The sequence below is a fragment of the Streptomyces sp. NBC_01390 genome, from assembly GCF_045040105.1.
Lineage (GTDB): Bacteria > Actinomycetota > Actinomycetes > Streptomycetales > Streptomycetaceae > Streptomyces.
In genome coordinates this window covers 7802802-7822931 of sequence record NZ_CP109551.1, presented here as the reverse complement: position 1 = coordinate 7822931, position 20130 = coordinate 7802802, and the positions used below count along the sequence as shown (strand labels likewise).

Annotated in this window: 13 protein-coding genes; 3 read left to right on the top strand and 10 right to left on the bottom strand. The window is 71.1% G+C overall.

Annotation, left to right across the window (positions count from 1 at the left end):
* Positions 1-27 precede the first annotated feature (27 nt).
* From OG241_RS35280 to OG241_RS35260, 5 genes are all read right to left on the bottom strand, one after another.
* Complete coding sequence (locus tag OG241_RS35280) at positions 28-1734, bottom strand: serine/threonine-protein kinase (protein ID WP_405821194.1); 1707 nt, start codon at positions 1732-1734, stop codon at positions 28-30.
* A 96-nt stretch (positions 1735-1830) separates the two neighbouring features.
* Positions 1831-3474, bottom strand: coding sequence for a serine/threonine-protein kinase (locus tag OG241_RS35275; protein ID WP_405826592.1), 1644 nt, complete (start codon positions 3472-3474; stop codon positions 1831-1833).
* Between the two features lie 130 nt (positions 3475-3604).
* On the bottom strand, positions 3605-6514 hold the full coding sequence (locus OG241_RS35270) for a protein kinase (protein WP_405821192.1): 2910 nt from the start codon (positions 6512-6514) through the stop codon (positions 3605-3607).
* Positions 6515-6666: 152 nt separating this feature from the next.
* Positions 6667-8814: a serine/threonine-protein kinase gene (locus OG241_RS35265; RefSeq protein WP_405821190.1), complete on the bottom strand. Its 2148-nt coding sequence runs from the start codon at positions 8812-8814 to the stop codon at positions 6667-6669.
* 379 nt (positions 8815-9193) lie between these two features.
* The gene (locus tag OG241_RS35260; protein WP_405821188.1) at positions 9194-10900 is read right to left on the bottom strand and encodes a glycerol-3-phosphate dehydrogenase/oxidase; all 1707 of its coding nucleotides are present in this window, start codon (positions 10898-10900) and stop codon (positions 9194-9196) included.
* A gap of 297 nt (positions 10901-11197) precedes the next feature.
* On the opposite strand from OG241_RS35260, the gene OG241_RS35255 reads away from it, so the two are divergent.
* Positions 11198-12424: a nucleotide sugar dehydrogenase gene (locus OG241_RS35255; RefSeq protein WP_405821186.1), complete on the top strand. Its 1227-nt coding sequence runs from the start codon at positions 11198-11200 to the stop codon at positions 12422-12424.
* Positions 12425-13150: 726 nt separating this feature from the next.
* Here the strand turns inward: OG241_RS35255 and OG241_RS35250 are convergent.
* From OG241_RS35250 to OG241_RS35235, 4 genes are all read right to left on the bottom strand, one after another.
* Positions 13151-14275 carry a GuaB3 family IMP dehydrogenase-related protein gene (locus tag OG241_RS35250; RefSeq protein WP_405821184.1) on the bottom strand — a complete coding sequence of 375 codons (1125 nt, stop codon included), beginning with the start codon at positions 14273-14275 and terminating at the stop codon, positions 13151-13153.
* Positions 14276-14391: 116 nt separating this feature from the next.
* Positions 14392-15894, bottom strand: a complete 1503-nt coding sequence (gene guaB, locus OG241_RS35245) for an IMP dehydrogenase (protein ID WP_405821182.1) — start codon at positions 15892-15894, stop codon at positions 14392-14394.
* Positions 15895-16092: 198 nt separating this feature from the next.
* Positions 16093-16680 carry a sigma-70 family RNA polymerase sigma factor gene (locus tag OG241_RS35240; RefSeq protein ID WP_006377792.1) on the bottom strand — a complete coding sequence of 196 codons (588 nt, stop codon included), beginning with the start codon at positions 16678-16680 and terminating at the stop codon, positions 16093-16095.
* 256 nt (positions 16681-16936) lie between these two features.
* A complete protein-coding gene (locus OG241_RS35235) occupies positions 16937-17548 on the bottom strand; it encodes a response regulator transcription factor (RefSeq protein ID WP_003948568.1) in 612 nt (203 codons plus the stop codon).
* Between the two features lie 404 nt (positions 17549-17952).
* Between OG241_RS35235 and OG241_RS35230 the strand changes: the two genes are divergently transcribed.
* Positions 17953-18282, top strand: coding sequence for a WhiB family transcriptional regulator (locus tag OG241_RS35230; protein ID WP_319092507.1), 330 nt, complete (start codon positions 17953-17955; stop codon positions 18280-18282).
* Between the two features lie 55 nt (positions 18283-18337).
* On the opposite strand, the gene OG241_RS35225 is transcribed toward OG241_RS35230, so the two are convergent.
* The gene (locus OG241_RS35225; protein ID WP_405821181.1) at positions 18338-19237 is read right to left on the bottom strand and encodes a LysR family transcriptional regulator; all 900 of its coding nucleotides are present in this window, start codon (positions 19235-19237) and stop codon (positions 18338-18340) included.
* 131 nt (positions 19238-19368) lie between these two features.
* On the opposite strand from OG241_RS35225, the gene OG241_RS35220 reads away from it, so the two are divergent.
* The gene (locus tag OG241_RS35220) at positions 19369-20031 is read left to right on the top strand and encodes an MOSC domain-containing protein (RefSeq protein WP_405826590.1); all 663 of its coding nucleotides are present in this window, start codon (positions 19369-19371) and stop codon (positions 20029-20031) included.
* The last annotated feature ends 99 nt before the right edge of the window (positions 20032-20130 follow it).

Sequence of the window (20130 nt, the reverse complement as noted above, 5' to 3'; positions counted from 1 at the left end):
TTTCCCTAGTTTTCCCCCTCTTTACGGTCATCCACTCGTGGCAAAGGTGTCGAGGGCGACATCGAAATACTCCTTCGCCTCCCGCACCTTGCCGACGGGCGCCGACACCCACACGTCGTACATCCGCCCGCCCTCCTCCCAGCACAGGTCGTAGGTGTGCCGTGGCCCCTCTGCCGCGCTGAAGCCGTCCCAGGTGAACTCCCAGAGCGCGGCGGCATGTTGCGCGTGCACAGTCTCGGTGACCCGGCCGTCGCGGTAACCCGGGTTCGTGGAGGACCCGTTGGCGTCCGCCTGCTCCATCACCGCGAGGGGGCCGCCCGGTTGGGGGTCGATGACCTTGATCCCGAGCCGGAAGATCTCCCCCGGCGACAAATAGAAGACCCGCTCCTTCTGCTCGGTCCGCGTGAACCCGTCCGGAACGGCGAGCGAGAAACCGCGCGGGTCGCGTGCCAGCCGGTAGCCGGAGGGAGCGGTCGCGGCGGAAGGGGTGGCCCCGGCCGTCGTACTTACACCGGGCGACACCGTCGACGTGCTCGGCGACACCCCCGTCGTACCGGGCGACCTGGTCGACGTACCGGGCGCCGCTCCCGTCGTGCCGGGTGACGCCTCCGACGCCCCCGACACCGACACCGTCGCCGACGCCGTGCTCCCCGGCGAGTCGCCCCCGCTGCCCCCCGAGTGCATCAGCAACGCCGCCGCGGACACCCCCGCCCCGGCCAGCGCCGCGACCAGCACCGCGGCGATGAGCACGGCCCGCCCCGAAGGTCTCGGTGGCCGGTCCGCCGTACGGGAGGAGGTCTTGCGGAGGGCGACCGTCGGCGTCGACTCCCGGCCGCCGGACTCCTCGCGCCGCTGGGTCTGCGGCCGGGCCGGGGTGTACCCGGGCGACAGCTTCGGCGTCCGCCCTGTCGTGCGGAACGCCCGCAGCATCCGCTCCGCCTCCGCCGCGTCGAGGCGCCGCTCGGGATCGCGCTCCAGGAGGCCCCGTACGACGGGCAGCAGCGGCGCGGCCTGCGCCGGTGGCCGTACCTCGTCAATCACGACGGCGTGCAGGATGCCGCCCAACGAGTCGCGCCGGAAAGGTGATTCGCCGCTCAGGGCCGTGCACAGCAGCGCGCCGAGCGACCACAGGTCGGACTCCGGCCCGGTCCTGACGCCGGACATCCGCTCGGGCGCGGTGTACTCGGGCGAGCCGACGAAAGAGCCGGTCTCGGTGAGCGTGGTCGCGCCCGCGACCTGGGCGATACCGAAGTCGGTGAGGACGATCCGGTCGGTTCCGTCCTCAAGGAGGACGTTCGCGGGCTTGACGTCCCGGTGCAGAACACCGGCGGCATGGGCGGTCCCCAGGGCGCCGAGCAGGGCGATACCGATCCGGGCGGCCTCGTCCGCGTCGACGGGGCCGCGCCGGGAGATCTGGTCGGCGAGCGAGCTGCCCTCGATCAACTCCATGACGATGTAGGGGCGTTCGTCGTCCTCGACGACGTCGTGCACGACGATGATGTGCGGATGGTGCAACTGGGCGACCGCGCGCGCCTCGCGCAGGCTGCGGTCGCGCCGCAGCCTGGCCTCGTCGGTCGCGAGAGAGGTGTCCTGCGTCAGCTCCTTGACCGCGACCCGCCGTTCGAGCAGCTGGTCGGTCGCCCGCCAGACGACGCCCATACCGCCCCGGCCGACCCTCGCCTCCAGGCGGTACCGCCCGGCGATCACTCGGAAGCTCTCCCCCTCGGTCCCCATGAGCCTCATCATGCCCCACCGGAGGACGCGACTCCGGGACGGTGCGCGGCGGATGACCGACAACCGCCGTACCCGGCCCGGCGGGCGGGGGCGCGGTCAGCCGGACTTCGGCCGCCACCCTCGCAGTACCGTCGTGAACTGCTCGCGCGCCGTCGCCCAGTCGGCCGCCGGTGAGGACATGTAGATCACGTACTCGGCTCCGTCCCGGCCGAGATACGCCTGCTCGATGGCCCGCCGCGGTCCCGGGAACTCCGAGTCCTTGGCCAGGGCTGTCCAGGTGAAGTCCCAGAGCGCGCCCTTGCGGTCACGGTAGATGTTCGCCTCCAGACTCACCCTGCTGTACTCGCTGAGACGCTTGAGCTGCAGTTCCAGGTCGAGCTGGTGGAGGTAGGGGTCGTCGAAGTCCGGGTCCTTGTCGATGGCAATGCGCAGGAAGTGCTTCCCGCCGTCGGGCGTGTAGTCGATCTGCCCGTTCGTCACCGTCCGCGTCCACCCCTGGGGCAACGGGAGGCTGAAACCGGCCGGATCGTCGACCCGCGCCCAGCCCTTCGGCACGTCGGTGGGAGCGGAAGTGGCAGGACCGGCGGAAGAAGTGGCCGAAGGAGTGGCAGAGGCCGTGTCGGACGCGGAGACGGGCGGCGTGCCCAAGGCGCCGGAACCCGCGTCCTGCGACCGCGAGTTCCACTGGTGCAGCCCGACCGCTCCCCCCACTCCGAGGAGCACCACCAGCGCGGCCACGAGGGCGATCGTCCGACCCCGGCGGCGCGGCCGTCCAGGGGCGGCAGGACCGACGGCGGTTCCCTGCTGAGCCGTGGTGGAACCGGCTGCCGCGCCCCCTATACGGAAGGCCCCGACCTCCCCTTCCGCCGGCAACCGCACCGACCGGCTGTGCAGCGTCGGCACGTACTGCTCGGCCGCGCGGGGCCGTCGACCCTCCGCCGCCTCCGCGAGCATCTGCTCGGCCTCGGCGGCTCCGGGCCGTACGGCGGGATCCTTGAGAAGCAGGGCCGTGATGACGGGCCCGAGCGGACCGGCGTACCGGGGTTCGGCGGGCTCGTCCTCGACGACCGCCTGCATGGTGGTCAGCGGGGAGGTACGGCGGAACGGCGACCGGCCCTCGACAGCCGTGTACAGCGTGGCGCCGAGCGCCCACAGGTCGGAGGACGGTCCCGGGTCGTCGCCGCGCAGCCGTTCCGGGGCGAGGTAGTCGACCGACCCGACGATCTCTCCGGTACGGGTGATGGTCGTGTCCCCCTCGACCTGGGCTATGCCGAAGTCGGTCAGCAGGACGCGGCCGTCCTGGGAGAGGAGGACGTTGCCCGGCTTGATGTCACGGTGCAGTACACCGGCGGCGTGCGCGGCGGTCAGCGCGCGCAGCACCCACAGGCCGATCCTGGCGGCCTCACGCGGCTCGACGCGCCCGGCCTCCTTCACCTCGTCTGCCAGCGAGTTGCCCTCGACGAGTTCCATCACGATCCACGGCCGGCCGTCGTGGTCGAGCACATCGTGCAGGGTGACGACGGCGGAGTGGTTGATCCGCGCCGCCGCGCGCGCCTCGGCCCGGGTCCGGGCGAGCAGGACGGCCTGCTCGCTCTCGGACACGTACAGCGCGGCCGTCAACTCCTTGATGGCAACGGCACGGTGCAGCAGCTCGTCGTGCGCACGCCACACCCGGCCCATGCCACCGCTGCCGATGACGTCGACGAGCCGGTAGCGGCCCGCGAGGAGCTGGCCCTGCATCTGATTCACGTTTCCCCGCAATGGTCTTGACAGGGGCAAGACTAAGGAGCGCCCTCGCCTGAGGGAACCGCAGGGGGCCCTACGGGGACAGCACTGTGACGGTTCTGCCCGCCGGGCACGACCCCAGGGTTCAGCCGGTGGGCTGATAGGTCGCCGCCGCCTGCTCGTACAGGCGGGTCACCTCGTCCCGCTCGGCCTCCGGTCCGCGCACCTGAACCACGTGGTACCGGCCGTCGACGACTATCGCGAGATTGCGTACGAACACCTCGCTGCCGGAGCTGTTCTGCCAGGTGAACTGCCCCTCGACCATGGTCCGTCCGCCCACCTCGATGGTCCGCATCCCGCTGGACGTGGCCCAGGTCGAGTCGCGGAACGGCTGCAACTCGTACTCCCGCTCCCGCTGGTACGCCATCGGATCGGCGCCGGACGTCCTGGTGGTGTCCCGGCCCGGTACGACGATCAGCTGGAACGCGCCGTGCCAGTAGACGACTTGGCCGCGCCCGCTCTTGCCCGTCCTGTCCCAGCCGTCTGCCACGGCGACGCGGAAGCCCGCGGGGTCGGTGCGCACGGTGAAACCGGCGGCGGCAGTGGGCCCGCCGGCCGGCGTCGTCTCGGACGAACCCGCCGACGGGGAGGCGCTGTTGCCCTTGCCGTCCCCGGGCGAGGTCTGCTCGGGCCTCGGTTCGCTGCTCGCGTCCGGAGTGTCGGACGACTGCTCCGGCGCCGCACTGACCTTCCCGGCGGAACCGGTCCGTTCCCCGTCCTGCGTTCCGTCGCTGTCGGCCTTCGGCATGAAGAACATGGCGTACGCGATCGCCGCGGCCAGCACCAGCAGTATCAGGAGGAGCAGGTTGCGGCCCAGTTTGCGGGGCGCCCCCTGTTCCTGCCTGCCCCGCTTGTGCCGGCCGTGCGGACCGGCCGCTGGCAGGCCCGCCTTGCGCCTGCGCACCAGTTCGCCCCGGCGTCGCACGATCGGCAGCCGGCGCGGATCGGTGGGTGGGGCGGCGACGACGTGCGCGCCGGCCTCCGGCTCGGGTGCCGACCTGACGAGGGAGCGCAGCCAGCCGTTCAGCTCCTCGAAGTCGAGCCGCTCGGTGGGGTCCTGACGCAGCAGCGACTCCACGACGGGCCGCAGCGGCCCGCACTCCTCCGCGAAGGCGGGCGGCTCGGCGCACACCAACTGCACCAGCTCGGCCGTCGACTCCTCGGGATAGGGCGCATGCCCCTGTACGGCCCTGAAGAGCAGCGCGCCGAGCGCCCACAGGTCCGTCGCGGGCCCGATGGGCGCGGCCAGCTGCCAGTTCTCGTGGACGGGCCCGGCCTGCTCGGGCGCCCAACGCTCGGTCACCGCCCCGACGACAGCCATCCGCGCCTGCCGTGCCCGCTCGGCGGCCAGCGCGGTGGCGGGCCCACGCCTGGGCGCGTCGGCGACGGCCGCGCCGTCCCAGTGGCCCGGGGGCCGCCCGGGGATATGGTCGGCCGGCGGGCGCCGGTCCTGCGGCTGGGCGTGTGACTGGGCGGGGGGCTGGTCCTGGGGCGCGGCGTGGGTGAGCGGGCGGTGCTGCTGGTGCGGAATGCTGTCGGCCACCCCGTTCGCCGCAGCGCCGTTCCCGCCGGCGGGGAGGGCGGTACGCGCGTGTGCGGTGTGTCCCGGGGCTCCGGTCGCGGGGAGGGCCACACCGTTCCAGGCAGGCGTGTTGCGCACGCCGTAGGGGTCGGCGATCTGCCCCGGAGGCGGAGTGGCCGGGGCCCGCTCCACACCGGCGCCGTGCCCACCAGTGCCCGCGTCACCGGCCGCCTCGATCGACGGCCGGGCACCGGGCAGCGCCATGCGCCCGCTCTGCTCGGCCTCCTGAACCCTGGCCGCTGCCCGGGCCCCCGCCCGATACGCCGCGATGGCTCCGGCGCGGGCCGCCCGGATGTCCCCCTCGGTCTCCAACGCCCGCCGCTCGCCGGTGCCTCCGGTGGTCCCCTCGACGCCCGTCCCGGGCATCCCTCCACCCGTCCGCGCCTCGATGGCCGCACGCCGGGCAGCCTCGGGGTCCGCGCCGGAATCCCCGGCGAACGTCCCCCCGGCAACGCCGTAACCCCCGCCGGATCGTCCGGGACCGCCGACCCCACCGCCGGCCAAGCCCTGCGGCCTCGCTACGGCCTGTCCTCCCGCCGACGAAGCCGGTGCCTGCCCGTACCCGCCCCCGCCGCTACCGCTCCCCGAGCCCGCACCTGCACCCGTCCGCGCCTCTATGGCCGCACGCCGAGCAACCTCGGCGTCCGCGCCGGAATCCCCGGCGAACGTCCCCCCGGCAACCCCGTAACCCCCGCCGCCTCCACCCGGCCGACCCGCACCGCCACCCGTCCCGGGAGCGTCAATCGCCGCGGTCGGGTCCCCCGGCGAGCCGGTCGCCGCCGGACCGTCCCGGCCGGGTACCGGGTCGTACCCGCACAGCGCCTCTTCCGCCGCGCCGACCGCCAACCCCGTGACCATCACGCGTCCGTCGTCGCAGACGAGCACCGTGCGCTCGGTGATGTTGCGGTGCACCCAGCCGTGGGCGTGCAGCACCCGCAGTGCCATGAGGACGTCGGCGGCGACCTCGGCCGCGCGATACGGCGTCAGCGGCTTCTCGGCGAGCAGTGACTCCAGGGGCCTGGCCGGCACCAGTTCACTCACTATCCACAGTGAACCGCCCTGCGCGAACACGTCGAAGACCTGGTCAAGCCGTGGATGATCAGGGATGGACGCGGCGGCCTGCGCGGCCTCTATGGCGCGCAGTACTGTCGGATCACTGGGCCGACGGGTGGCCGCGGACCGCGCGGCAGCACCTCGCACCCGACGCCCGTCCCGCGCCACGAACCCGTCCGGCAGCCCGTCCGCGTCGAGCACCTCGGCCTCGACGACTTCGGGCAACGGCACCTGCCTGACCAGGACTTCCTGCCCGCTGTAGGTGTCGAAGGCCCGGGTCTCGCGCTGTTCGAACTCATCGGACGGCGGCAGCGGCAGGCGGTAGCGGTCGGCGAGCACCCGCCCCGCATATTCCTCCACGATGCCTCCCCCGGCCGTCCGGCTGCTCAATTCCGTTCGCCATACGTCCCGTTCTGCATGCGTACGGTCCGCAACCACTCACGATACGTGCCGGAGGCAACTCACAAAGAGGGGATTCGAGATCTCACGGCCTCAACTCGGAAGCGCGCGCATCACGATTTCGGCTCGAACGTCTCCGTGAAGGTCCGCCATGTCTCCTTGCGCAGCTCACTGTCCCAATTCGACGCTTTCGCCGTGAACATGAGCCCATACCCGAGTTGGCCGTTGACGACGAACCCCCGGTCCACGGACCGGTACTTCGTCCCGCCCTCCGCATAGGTGAACTCCCAGTCGGCCGTGTTCCAGCCGCGGTAGCTCACCTTCGCTATTCGGATCCGGTCGTACTGCGAACGCGTCATGTACTGCTCTTGGTTCTTCCAGTCCGCCACGGGGTCGTTCTTGGGCGTGGTGGTCCATCCCACGAGCAGCCTCTGTCCGTCGGGCCCCGCGAAGCGGGCGCCCGCGGCCCCCGTGGACTCGTACTTCCACCCCGTGGGCAGTCCGATGGAGAACCCCTGCCCACCGGTGTACGTGGTCACTCCCGCGGGGCGACCGGACTCACCGGACGCGCTCACGGACGCACTTGGCGCGCTCCCCGCTCCCGTGCCCGTCCCGGCTCCCGTCTCCTTGCCGGTCGCGGTGTCGGCGCTCTGCCCACCGTCCGCACGGGTGCCGTCGTCCTTGTCCTCCTTGGTCTCGGCGGAGCCGGAGGACGTGGACGTCACCTTGTCCCCGCCGGACTTCGACCCGCCGGCGGAACTGTCGGTGGAGTCGTCGCCCCCGAGCACGAGGGCCAGCACCACACCGAGCACGATGACGGCGACGACCACCGCGATGAGCACCAGCGTGCGCTTCGGCACCACGTCGGTGAGCGGCGCCCTGGGCACGGACCGCGGCGGCAGATCCGGCGGCGGCACCACGGGCCACCCCGAACTGCGCCCCCCGGTACCGGCGTTACCGCTCTGCGCTCCCCTGTCCCGAGCCTGGCCGTCCCGAGCGCCGGGAACGACAGCGCCCTGCGCCGCACCGCCGGTCCGCTGCCCGGTCTCCGGCGCGCCGCTCTTCGCGGCCTCGTCCGTCACCCCGGCGGAAGCCACACTCCCCGAGGCCGCGACGGCCCCGGCCGCTCCCGCGGACTCGGAAGAACCGGCCGTCCCGGCGGAGCCTGACGACTTCGTACGGACTGCGGCTCCCGCCCCGGCACTCGCCGCGACGGCCGCCTTCTTGACGGACCGGAACGCCCCCCGGAACCGCTCGCCGGCCTCTTCGACCCGCTTGCTCCCGGAATCCGACTCGGCCGGACTCCCGCTCTCCGCGCTCTTACCGGCCCCCTTGCCCTTGCCCGGCAGGACCGGCAACGGCACGACCTTCGTGGCGTCCATCGGTTCCGGCACGGCCGGCTGGGGCTCGGGAGCGTGGATCACCGCGTTGAGCATCCTGCGCGCACCGGCGTCGTCGAGACGCTTGGCGGGATCCTTGTTGAGCAGCCCGTAGATCACGTCCTTCAGCGGACCCGCGTTCTTCGGCTCCTCCAGCTGCTCCGTCATCACGGCGGTCAGCGTCGCGATCGCGGATCCCTTGTCGTAGGGCGGCACACCCTCGACCGACGCGTACAGCAGGCCGCCCAGCGACCAGAGGTCGGCAGCGGGGCCGGGCTTGTGGCCTCGGGCCCGCTCCGGCGAGATGTAGGAGGGTGCGCCGACGAGCATGCCGGTCGAGGTGATCGACGGGTCGCCCTCGACCTGCGCGATACCGAAGTCGGTGAGGACGACCCTGCCGTCCTCGGACATCAGCACGTTCGACGGTTTCACATCGCGGTGCAGGATGCCCTCACGGTGCGCGGACCTGAGCACGTCGAGGATCGCGAGGCCCACCTCGGCCGCGCGCCGGGGCTCCAGCAGCCCGTCCTCACGGATGACCTCGGCGAGCGACTTGCCCTCGACGAGCTCCATCACGATCCACGGCCGGTCGTCCTCCTCGACCACGTCGAAGACGGTCACGGCACTGTTGTTGCGGATCCGCGCGATCGCCTTGGCCTCGCGCAGCGTCCGCGTGATCAGCCGCCGCTTCTCGTCCTCGTCGATACTCCCCGGGAACCTCAGCTCCTTGACGGCGACCGTCCGGCCGAGGGTCTCGTCCTCCGCGCGCCAGACGGTACCCATGCCGCCGCGGCCGAGGACTCCTCCCAGCCGGTACCGCCCGGCGAGGAGACGCTCACTCCTGTCCTGACGGGATGCTCCCGCCCGCTCCGCCTCCGACATGCGTCCCCTCAAGCAACCCGCCCTGACAGAGCCTCCATTGTCCCTCACCCGACAACCGGCCGATGCCCCGGGTGCCCCTCGGGACGGACGGCGGCCCGTGGGAAGGAAGGCCGCGTGGAGCAACCCATCCCCCGCCCCACCTGCTGTCACTGCCATCCCCCCTCCCGAATGAACCCCCGTCACGAGCGCGGGCCCCGGTCCCGAACCGGCCCCGCTCGCCGCCGACTTCTGCCCCCGCACCCCGTAGAACGGACGGCTGCCGGGCAAAGATCCCAGCTCACGACACTCGTTCGAGTGACGGTCGGGAGTTCGAGAAGAACGGCCGAGAAGTCACCGGAAGGCCGAAACCCGCGGTTCGGGACCGGAAGTCGCGGAGACGTCAGAGCGGCACGATGTCCGGCGCACCCAGCCGTGCCGCGTCCGCCGTGAGGTCGTCCGGCTGCCGCTGCGACTCACGCTCCGCCTCCACGCGCTTGTCGTAGTGCTCGACCTCACGCTCGATCTGGTCCTTGTCCCAGCCGAGGACGGGCGCCATCAACTCCGCCGCCTCACGAGAACTGCGCGTCCCCCGGTCGAACGTCTCGATCGAGATCCGGGTCCGCCGGGTCAGCACGTCGTCCAGATGCCGCGCGCCCTCGTGCGAGGCGGCGTACACGATCTCCGCCCGCAGATAGTCCTCCGCGGCCTGCAGCGGCTCGCCGAGCGAGGAGTCGGCGGCGATCAGATCGAGCACCTCCTGCGCCAGCGAGCCATACCGGTTCAGCAGGTGCTCCACGCGCACCACATGCAGGCCGGTGCGCGCGGCCGTGCGCGCCCGGGCGTTCCACAGCGCGCGATAGCCCTCGGCACCCAGCAGCGGCACGTCCTCCGTCACGCACTCGGCGACACGCTGGTCGAGTCCGTGCACGGCCTCGTCGACCGCGTCCTTCGCCATCACCCGGTACGTCGTGTACTTGCCGCCCGCCACGACCACCAGGCCCGGCACCGGGTGTGCCACCGTGTGCTCGCGCGACAGTTTGCTGGTGGCGTCGGACTCCCCGGCGAGCAGGGGCCGCAGGCCCGCGTAGACGCCCTGGACGTCGTCCCTCGTCAGCGGCACCGCGAGTACCGAGTTCACGTGTTCCAGCAGGTAGTCGATGTCGGCGCTGGAGGCCGCCGGGTGGGCCTTGTCCAGGTCCCAGTCGGTGTCCGTCGTCCCGACGATCCAGTGCCGGCCCCACGGGATCACGAACAGTACGGACTTCTCGGTGCGCAGGATCAGCCCGGTCGTCGAGTGGATCCGGTCCTTGGGCACGACCAGATGGATGCCCTTGGACGCCCTGACGTGGAACTGGCCGCGCTCGCCGACCATCCCCTGGGTGTCATCGGTCCACACCCCGGTGGCGTTGACGATCTGCCGGGCGCGGATCTCGTACTCCCCGCCGCCCTCGACATCCTGCACCCGGGCGCCGACGACCCGCTCCCCCTCCCGCAGGAAGCCGGTCACCCGCGCGCGGTTGGCGACCTTCGCGCCGTACGCCGCCGCCGTGCGCACCAGGGTGGCCACGAAGCGGGCGTCGTCCATCTGCGCGTCGTAGTACTGCAACGCTCCGACCAGCGCGTCCTTCTTCAAGGCGGGTGCGACACGCAGGGCGTGACGGCGGCTCAGGTGACGGTGCGTCGGCAGACCCCGCCCATGCCCTCGGGCCATCGACATCGCGTCGTAGAGCGCGACGCCCGCCCCGGCGTACAGCCGCTCCCAGCCCTGGTGCTGCAGCGGATACAGGAACGCCACCGGCTTGACCAGGTGCGGGGCGAGCCGCTCCAGCAACAGCCCGCGTTCCTTCAGCGCCTCTCTGACGAGGGCGAAGTCGAGCATCTCCAGATAGCGCAGGCCGCCGTGGATGAGCTTGCTGGACCTGCTCGACGTGCCCGACGCCCAGTCACGGGCCTCCACGAGACCCGTGGACAGACCGCGGGTCACGGAGTCGAGCGCGGTGCCCGCTCCGACCACGCCGGCGCCCACGACCAGCACATCCAGCTCACGCTCGGCCATTGCTGCCAGTGACTCGGCACGCTGTGCCGGTCCCAGTGCCGCTGTCCTCATCGCTGCCTCCCGCTGTCGGTCGCGCCGGCCGTGTCCGCACGCCCGGCCGACTGTGGTTCCGCCGTAGGACTGCGCCTGCCCGAATCCCTCTGCCCGAATTCTGACCGGGTCGCCCGACTTCGGCCACCACCCGCCCTCAGCCTGTGGACAACCTGCACAGAAACACCTGTGGAAACTCGCCCACCCAATCACGCATATCGGTCATATTTACTCCTAGTCTGACATTGCGCTCGCTCGTTCTGTCCACAGGGCTTGCGCACCTGTCCCGCTTCGGCTACTGGGAAGGACGGCCCACGCATGCCCGCAGACCTCGCCGTCATCGGACTCGGACATCTCGGCCTGCCACTGGCCCAGGCGGCCGTCGCCGCCGGCATCCCCACTCTCGGGTACAAGACCGGCCCCGAGGCCGGTTCCCTCACCGCCGCCGAACTGCGCCGGATGCTCTCCAGAGGCTTCCGGACCGCCGTCGGCCCCGCCGAACTCGGCCGTGTACGCACCGCCGTCATCTGCGCGCCCACCCCACGCGGCGCCGACGGAGCCCTTGACCTGAGCCAGGTGGAGGCCGCCGCCCGCACCCTCGCCGCGCGCCTGCGCCCGCACACCACGGTGATCCTGGAGTCGCCCGTTCACCCGGGAACGACGGAGGAGTTCCTGCGCCCCCTCCTCGAAGAGGGCTCCGGGCTGAAGGCGGGCCGCGACTTCCACCTCGCCTACTCCCCCAGCCGCGTCGACCCGGGCAACCGCGACTTCACCCCCGCCAACACCCCGAAGGTCATCGGCGGCCTCACCCCCGCCTGCACCGAGTCGGCCGCCGCCTTCTACGGCAGGCTCACCGACAAGGTCGTACGCGCGCGTGGACCCCGGGAAGCGGAAACGGTCCAGCTCCTGGAGACCAACTTCCGGCACGTCAACATCGCCCTCGTCAACGAGATGGCGGTCCTCTGCCACGACCTGGGCGTCGACCTGTGGGACGTCATCCGCTGCGCGGAGACCAAGCCCTTCGGCTTCCAGGCATTCCGCCCGGGCCCGGGCGTAGGCGGCCACGCCGTCCCCCAGGACCTGCACAACCACACGGGCCACACCGGCCGCACGGGCCGCGCCCTGCGCATGGTGGAACTGGCCCAGCAGGTCAACGACCACATGCCCCAGTACGTCATCCAACGCGCGGCCACGCTCCTGAACGAGCACGGCAAATCGGCCCGGGGCGCACGCGTACTGCTGCTGGGCGTCACCTACAAGCCCGACCTCGCCGACCAACAGGGCTCCCCCGCCCAGGAGATCGCGATCCGCCTGATGGAGCTGGGCGCCTCCGTCAGCTACCACGACCCCCACATCCCGTCCTGGAGCGTCCTGGACCGCCCCGTCCCCCGCGCGGACTCGCTCTACGAGGCGGCGGCCGACGCCGACCTGACGATCCTCCTCCAGCAGCACCGCACGTACGACCTGCAGGGCCTGTCGGTGAAGGCACAGTTGCTGCTGGACACGCGGGGGGCGACTCCTACGGGGGCGGCGCACCGGTTGTGAAGGGGGGCGCGTGCGAACGGCTGAGCCTCGGGGACCGGTGGCGCGGGCGCTCCCGCCTCGGTACCGTACGAGGCAGGTGGAGCCCCACCGCAGGGGTAACTGCGGCAGGCTCCTGAATGGTTCACGGGTGTCCGCCCCTAATTCTCGTGGGGGCGGCCGCTCACCAACCGTATGTCCGCAAGATGCACCACCTTCGGCACCGAGCCGCCCGATGGCGAGTACCGGTACCGTGCAAAAGGGTGGAGCCCACCGCAGGGTCTAGCTGCGGCAGGCTCCTCGATGGTTCACGGGTGTCCGCCCCTAGTTCTTGTGGGGGCGGCCGCTCACCATCCGTAGGTCCACAAGATGCACCTCCTCCGGAACTTGACCGCCCGAAGACGGAGCCGAACCCAGCGGGTGGGCTTGCGGTGACGACCCATGGGCGCCCCCTTCCGCGACACCGCCCATAGACCCGGTAGGCGGCTTGCTGGAACTCGGGCCGGGCCCCGATGGGCGGGGGTCCGGAACCATGTCCTTGGAAGGGGGCGCTCCAGAGAACTGGGGCGCCGACACACACGCTAGCGGCCTCGCCACCCTTGATCGGCGCGCATTCGCCCCGAACGCAACCGTGTGCCCCCACCGGCGAAACGCGCCCCACCAGCGCCACTTGGACACACGAAAAGGGCCCGACCACCCCCACGGGTGATCAGGCCCCTCGACATCGCTCAGGCCGAGCGCGGCGTCAGCTCATCGCATGTGCTGCGAGTCCGCCACCGTCACCTCGACGCGCTGGAACTCCTTGAGGTCGCTGTAGCCCGTAGTGGACATGGCGCGGCGCAGGGCGCCGAAGAAGTTCATCGAGCCGTCGGGCGTGTGCGAGGGGCCCATGAGGACCTCCTCGATCGTGCCGACCGTGCCGAGGTCGACCTTCTTGCCGCGCGGCAGTTCCTCGTTGACGGCCTCCATGCCCCAGTGGTGGCCCTTGCCGGGCGCGTCCGTGGCGCGGGCCAGCGGGGAGCCCATCATGACCGCGTCGGCGCCACAGGCGATCGCCTTGGGGAGGTCGCCGGACCAGCCGACACCGCCGTCCGCGATCACGTGCACGTACCGGCCGCCGGACTCGTCCATGTAGTCGCGGCGGGCGGCGGCCACATCGGCGACCGAGGTGGCCATCGGGACGCGGATGCCCAGCACGTTGCGCGTGGTGTGGGCGGCGCCGCCGCCGAAGCCGACCAGCACGCCTGCCGCGCCGGTGCGCATCAGGTGCAGGGCCGCGGTGTAGGTGGCGCAGCCGCCGACGATCACCGGGACGTCCAGCTCGTAGATGAACTGCTTCAGGTTCAGCGGTTCGGCAGCGCCGGAGACGTGCTCCGCGGAGACCGTCGTACCGCGGATGACGAAGATGTCCACGCCCGCGTCGACGACGGCCTTGGAGAACTGGGCCGTGCGCTGCGGGGAGAGCGCGGCGGCGGTGACCACGCCCGAGTCGCGCACCTCCTTGATGCGCGCGCCGATCAGCTCCTCCTTGATGGGAGCCGCGTAGATCTCCTGGAGGCGGCGCGTCGCGGTGTCCACGTCCAGCGCGGCGATCTCGTCGAGCAGCGGCTGCGGGTCCTCGTACCGGGTCCAGAGGCCTTCGAGGTTGAGGACGCCGAGGCCGCCCAGCTCGCCGATGCGGATCGCGGTGGCCGGGGAGACGACCGAGTCCATGGGGGCCGCCAGGAAGGGCAGCTCGAAGCGGTAGGCGTCGATCTGCCAGGCGATCGAGACCTCCTTCGGGTCGCGCGTACGACGGCTGGGGACGACGGCGATGTCGTCGAAGGCGTACGCCCTACGGCCGCGCTTGCCGCGCCCGATCTCGATCTCAGTCACGTGTGTGGCCTTTCCATCCTTGGTTGTGCGCCTCCCAGTATCCCCGACGGGTACGACAAAGGCGGCCCCGGAGTGCCTCCGGGACCGCCTCTCGCACGTCCGGTTACCGCTCGCGCCTACTTACGGCTGTAGTTGGGCGCCTCGACCGTCATCTGGATGTCGTGCGGGTGGCTCTCCTTGAGGCCCGCCGAGGTGATGCGGACGAAGCGGCCCTTGGTCTCCATCTCGCCGACCGTGGCCGCACCGACGTATCCCATGGTCTGGCGCAGGCCGCCGACGAGCTGGTGCAGCACGTTGGCCAGGGGACCGCGGTAGGGCACCTGGCCCTCGATGCCCTCGGGGACGAGCTTGTCGTCGGAGCCGACGTCGGCCTGGAAGTAGCGGTCCTTGGAGTACGACTTCGCCTGGCCGCGCGACTGCATGGCGCCCAGCGAGCCCATGCCGCGGTACGACTTGAACTGCTTGCCGTTGATGAACTGCAGCTCGCCCGGGGACTCCTCGCAGCCGGCCAGCAGGCTGCCCAGCATGACGGAGTCGGCGCCGGCGGCGAGCGCCTTGCCGATGTCGCCGGAGTACTGCAGGCCACCGTCGCCGATCAGCGGGATACCGGCGGCGCGGGCCGCGAGGGCCGCCTCGTAGATGGCCGTCACCTGGGGGACGCCGATGCCGGCGACCACGCGGGTGGTGCAGATGGAGCCGGGTCCGACGCCCACCTTGATGCCGTCGACGCCCGCGTCGATCAGGGCCTGGGCGCCGTCGCGTGTGGCGACGTTGCCGCCGATCACGTCGACGTGGACGCTCGACTTGATCTTCGACATCCAGCTCAGGGCGTTGCTGTTGTGACCGTGCGAGGTGTCGACGACCAGGAAGTCCACGCCCGCCTCGGCGAGCGCCTGGGCGCGCTCCAGCGCCTCGGGGCTGGCACCGACGGCCGCGCCGACGAGCAGCCGGCCCTCGGAGTCCTTGGCGGCGCTCGGGTACTTCTCGGCCTTGACGAAGTCCTTGACCGTGATCAGGCCCTTGAGGAGACCGGAGTCGTCGACCAGGGGAAGCTTCTCGATCTTGTGGCGGCGCAGCAGCTCCATGGCCTCGGTGCCGGAGATGCCGACCTTGCCCGTGACCAGCGGCATCGGCGTCATGACCTCACGGACCTGACGCGAGCGGTCGGTCTCGAAGGCCATGTCGCGGTTGGTGACGATGCCGAGCAGCTTGCCGCTGCCGTCGGTCACCGGGACGCCGCTGATGCGGAACTTGGCACACAGCGCGTCGGCCTCGCCCAGCGTCGCGTCCGGGTTCACCGTGATCGGGTCGGTGACCATGCCGGACTCGGAGCGCTTCACGAGGTCGACCTGGTTGACCTGGTCCTCGATGGAGAGGTTGCGGTGCAACACGCCGACGCCACCCTGCCGGGCCATGGCGATCGCCATGCGCGACTCGGTGACCTTGTCCATCGCCGCGGACAGCAGCGGGATGTTGACGCGGACGTTGCGGGAGATGCGGGACGAGGTGTCGACCGCGTTGGGCAGCACTTCCGATGCGCCCGGCAGCAGCAGCACGTCGTCGTAGGTGAGCCCGAGGGTCGCGAACTTGGCGGGCACTCCGTCGACGTTGGCAGTCATGACACCTTCCCCAAATGGCCTTGCTCGGTGCGGATGTCCATGCTAACGGGAAGCACGGGTCCCGAATTCCACGGTGCGGGGTGCCCCGGGGCTTCGTATGTTCGTACGGAATCGACTGTTCGTACGGAGTCGGCGCCCCGGCCGTTCATACGGGGCCGGGAAACGCGGCCGGGCAAAGGGCGCCCGGCACTGCGGCCCCTACTGCTCCGCCAGTGCTCGCAGCCTGCTCAACGCGCGATGCTGGGCCACGCGCACCGCGCCGGGTGACATTCCCAACATCTGGCCCGTCTCCTCCGCCGTGAGGCCCACCGCGATGCGCAGCAGGAGCAGTTCACGCTGGTTCTCGGGGAGGTTGGCCATGAGTTTCTTGGCCCATTCGGCGTCGCTGCTGAGGAGGGCCCGTTCCTCGGGGCCCAGGGAGTCGTCGGGGCGTTCCGGCATCTCGTCCGAGGGGACCGCGGTCGAACCCGGGTGGCGCATCGCGGCACGCTGGAGATCGGCGACCTTGTGCGCTGCGATCGCGAAGACGAACGCCTCGAACGGGCGTCCGGTGTCGCGGTAGCGCGGCAGGGCGAGGAGTACGGCGACGCAGACCTCCTGCGCCAGGTCCTCCACGAAGTGCCGCGCGTCGCCCGGCAGTCGGGACAGCCGGGTGCGGCAGTAGCGCAGGGCGAGGGGGTGGACATGGGCGAGCAGGTCGTGCGTGGCCTGCTCGTCCCCGTCGACGGCGCGATGGACGAGGGAACCGATCACCCCATGGGCATAAGCCGCCTCGTCGTCACGCATCGGACCATGGTGCCTTGGCGCCGCTCTCTCCGTGGCACCGCGTCCGTTGTTGTGCACCGAAGCGTTATGAGCAGGTGCGCCGGAACTCATATCCTGCGCCCTCCCCTTCCGCTCGACCGACTCGTGCCCGAGGAACTCCACACCTCAAGGATGCGGCATCCGCGGCGAAACGAGCAGCGGTTGTCCGGCGGGCCGTTTTGCGACCCCCGCCCACCATGCGGTAGGCGGGGACTTTCTCACCCCCGGCGAGGTCCACCTAACGGACCAGACCCCAGCGGAAACCGAGCGCCACCGCGTGCGCGCGGTCAGAGGCGCCGAGCTTCTTGAAAAGGCGCCTGGCGTGCGTCTTCACCGTGTCCTCGGAGAGGAACAGTTCGCGTCCGATCTCCGCGTTCGACCGGCCGTGGCTCATGCCTTCCAGGACCTGGATCTCACGCGCGGTGAGGGTGGGCGCGGCGCCCATCTCGGCCGAGCGCAGTCGGCGCGGCGCGAGCCGCCAGGTCGGGTCGGCCAGCGCCTGCGTCACCGTGGCCCGCAGTTCGGCGCGCGAGGCGTCCTTGTGCAGATAGCCGCGGGCACCGGCGGCGACGGCGAGCGCCACGCCGTCCAGGTCCTCGGCGACGGTGAGCATGATGATGCGCGCTCCGGGGTCGGCGGACAGCAGCCGCCGGACCGTCTCGACGCCGCCCAGACCGGGCATGCGTACGTCCATCAGAATCAGGTCCGAACGGTCGGCACCCCAGCGGCGGAGGACTTCCTCGCCGTTGGCCGCCGTGGTCACGCGCTCGACACCGGGCACGGTCGCGACCGCGCGGCGGAGCGCCTCTCGGGCAAGCGGGGAGTCGTCGCAGACGAGGACGGATGTCATGGCCGCCCTCCGCAGCTGATGCGCGTCACCTTGAGCCTCCAGGCTGGTACAGAATTGTCACCTGTGCGGTTGACACTCGACCGATTTTCTCGGCAGTGGGTACTGCCGCCCGTCCGAGCGCTTGTTCCTCCAACCGCCTCCGCACTCTCAACGACGGTCACTCGAAAGAGTTACGGGGCTGTGTGTCGTCTTCGGCACTCTACGTGAGGGCGTGGACACGGTGCAGACATGCACAACAGACCCTCAACGTTTCATCACAACCTATGCCCCATTCAGACTGTTTTCTTCCCTTTTGTTGGTGTCTGAGGCTAGATTCGCAATGAGTCATATTTTCATCTCCTTAGATCGTAGTTGTACGGTCAGGGGCACCACCTCAGCCCAGAACGGCAACAAGGGGACAAACAATGGCAGATTTCTCCCGCCTTCCCGGTCCGAACGCGGACCTCTGGGACTGGCAGCTCCTCGCGGCCTGCCGTGGGGTCGACAGCTCGCTCTTCTTCCACCCGGAGGGAGAGCGCGGTGCGGCACGGAGCGCTCGCGAGAACTCGGCCAAGGAGGTCTGCATGAGATGCCCGGTCCGCGCGCAGTGCGCGGCACACGCGCTGGCGGTGCGCGAGCCGTACGGCGTGTGGGGCGGATTGACCGAGGACGAACGCGAAGAGCTGATGGGACGGGCCCGTAACCGGCTGGTGTCGGCGTCGGCCGGTGGCGGGGACCTCGACTCGAACAACTGAAGGAACGTTTCTTCGGCGCGGCCCGTATGGGCACGCGCACGCGTGCCCACCCGTCTCAGACCCGGTCCGCCGCCTGCGCGAGCTGGTCCAGCGTCGCCGCCACCGCCGGCACCTGCGCCAGGTCGGGCAGGGTCAGCGCGACGATCTCCCGCCGGACCGCCGGTTCCAGCGTCACGGTGCGCACGCCCCGCGGCCGTACGGACTCGACGGCGAGCCGGGGCAGGACCGCCACGCCCAGACCCGCGCCCACCAGACCGACCACCGCGGGGTAGTCGTCGGTCGCGAAGTCGATGCGCGGGGTGAAGCCCGCGCTCTCGCAGGCCTCGACCAGCTGGCCCCGGCAGCGCGGGCAGCCGGCGATCCAGGACTCGGCGGCGAGTTCGGTCAGGGCGACCGACTCGGCGCGGGACAGCCGGTGCCCTTCGGGTACGAGGCCGACGAGCCGGTCGGTGAGAAGGGGGCGGACCACCAGGTCGTCCCACTCACCGGCGCCGGCCGCTCCCTCGTAACGGAAAGCGAGCGCCACATCGCAGTCGCCCTCGCGCAGCAGTTCGACCGAGTGCGGGGGTTCGGCCTCCTCCAGGGAGACCCGGGTGCCGGGGTGGGCGGCGCGCAGGGCGGCGAGGGCTGTCGGGACGAGGGTGGAGCTGCCGCTGGGGAAGGAGACCAGCCGGACCCGGCCCGCCCGCAGCCCGGCGATCGCCGCGATCTCCTCCTCCGCCGCCGTGAGGCCCGAGAGGATGCCGGCCGCGTGTCGCACGAGGGCCTCGCCCGCCTGGGTCAGGCGCATCCGGCGTCCGCTGCGGATGAGCAGCGGGGTGCCGACCGAGGCTTCCAGCGCTTTCATCTGCTGGCTCACGGCGGGCTGGGTGCAGCCCAGTTCACGGCCCGCAGCCGAGAAGGAGCCGGTGGAGGCCACAGCACGCAGGACGCGGAGATGACGGGCTTCGATCATTTTTCGATCATAAGTGATTCTTTGGTTCTGCGGCGAATAATGCGTCGACACTTTGGGGACGAGTGACTTAGCGTGTGGTCGTGGGCATGAATGCGACGGGTGAAGCGGCGAGTACGGGGGCGAGAGTCGTGATGAAGGTGTTGTCCGTGAACGTGGGTCGTGCGCAGTCCGTGCCGTACACGGACCATCCGCAGGGCACCGGTATCGACAAACGGCCGGTTGACGGGCCGGTGCGGGTGGCGGCGCCCGGGCCCAAGGGGATCGGCGGCAGCGGTCTGGCCGGAGACACGGTGTGCTCGAAGCAGCACCACGGCGGCGACGAACAGGCGGTGTACGCGGTCGCGCGCGAGGACCTCGACGCATGGGAACGCGAGCTGGGCCGCCCGCTGCGCGACGGGATGTTCGGCGAGAACCTCACCACGCGAGGCCTGGACGTGTCCGGTGCGCTGATCGGCGAGCGCTGGCGGATCGGGTCCGAGCTGGTCCTCGAGGTCACCAGCGGCCGCATCCCCTGTGCGACGTTCCAGGGCCATCTGGGTGAGAAAAAGTGGGTGCGGCGGTTCACCGAGCGGGGTGCGCCGGGCGCCTATCTGCGGGTGATCGAGCCGGGCGAGATACGGGCGGGCGACCCGGTCGACATCGTGCACCGGCCGGATCACGAGGTGACGGTCGCCCTGTACTTCCGGGCCCTGACGACCGAGCGGACTCTGCTGCCACGGCTGCTCACGGCCGGTGCGGCGCTGCATTCGGAGGCGGCGGCAGCAGCTGACGCGTATGTGAAGAAGTACGGCTGACTCGCGGATGGGGCACGGCCGCTGACAAGGGATTACCCGAGGCGTCCGGGCGGGGACTTCACGATCGGGAGGGAGCGTGCAGGCGGCGGACGGGCACAG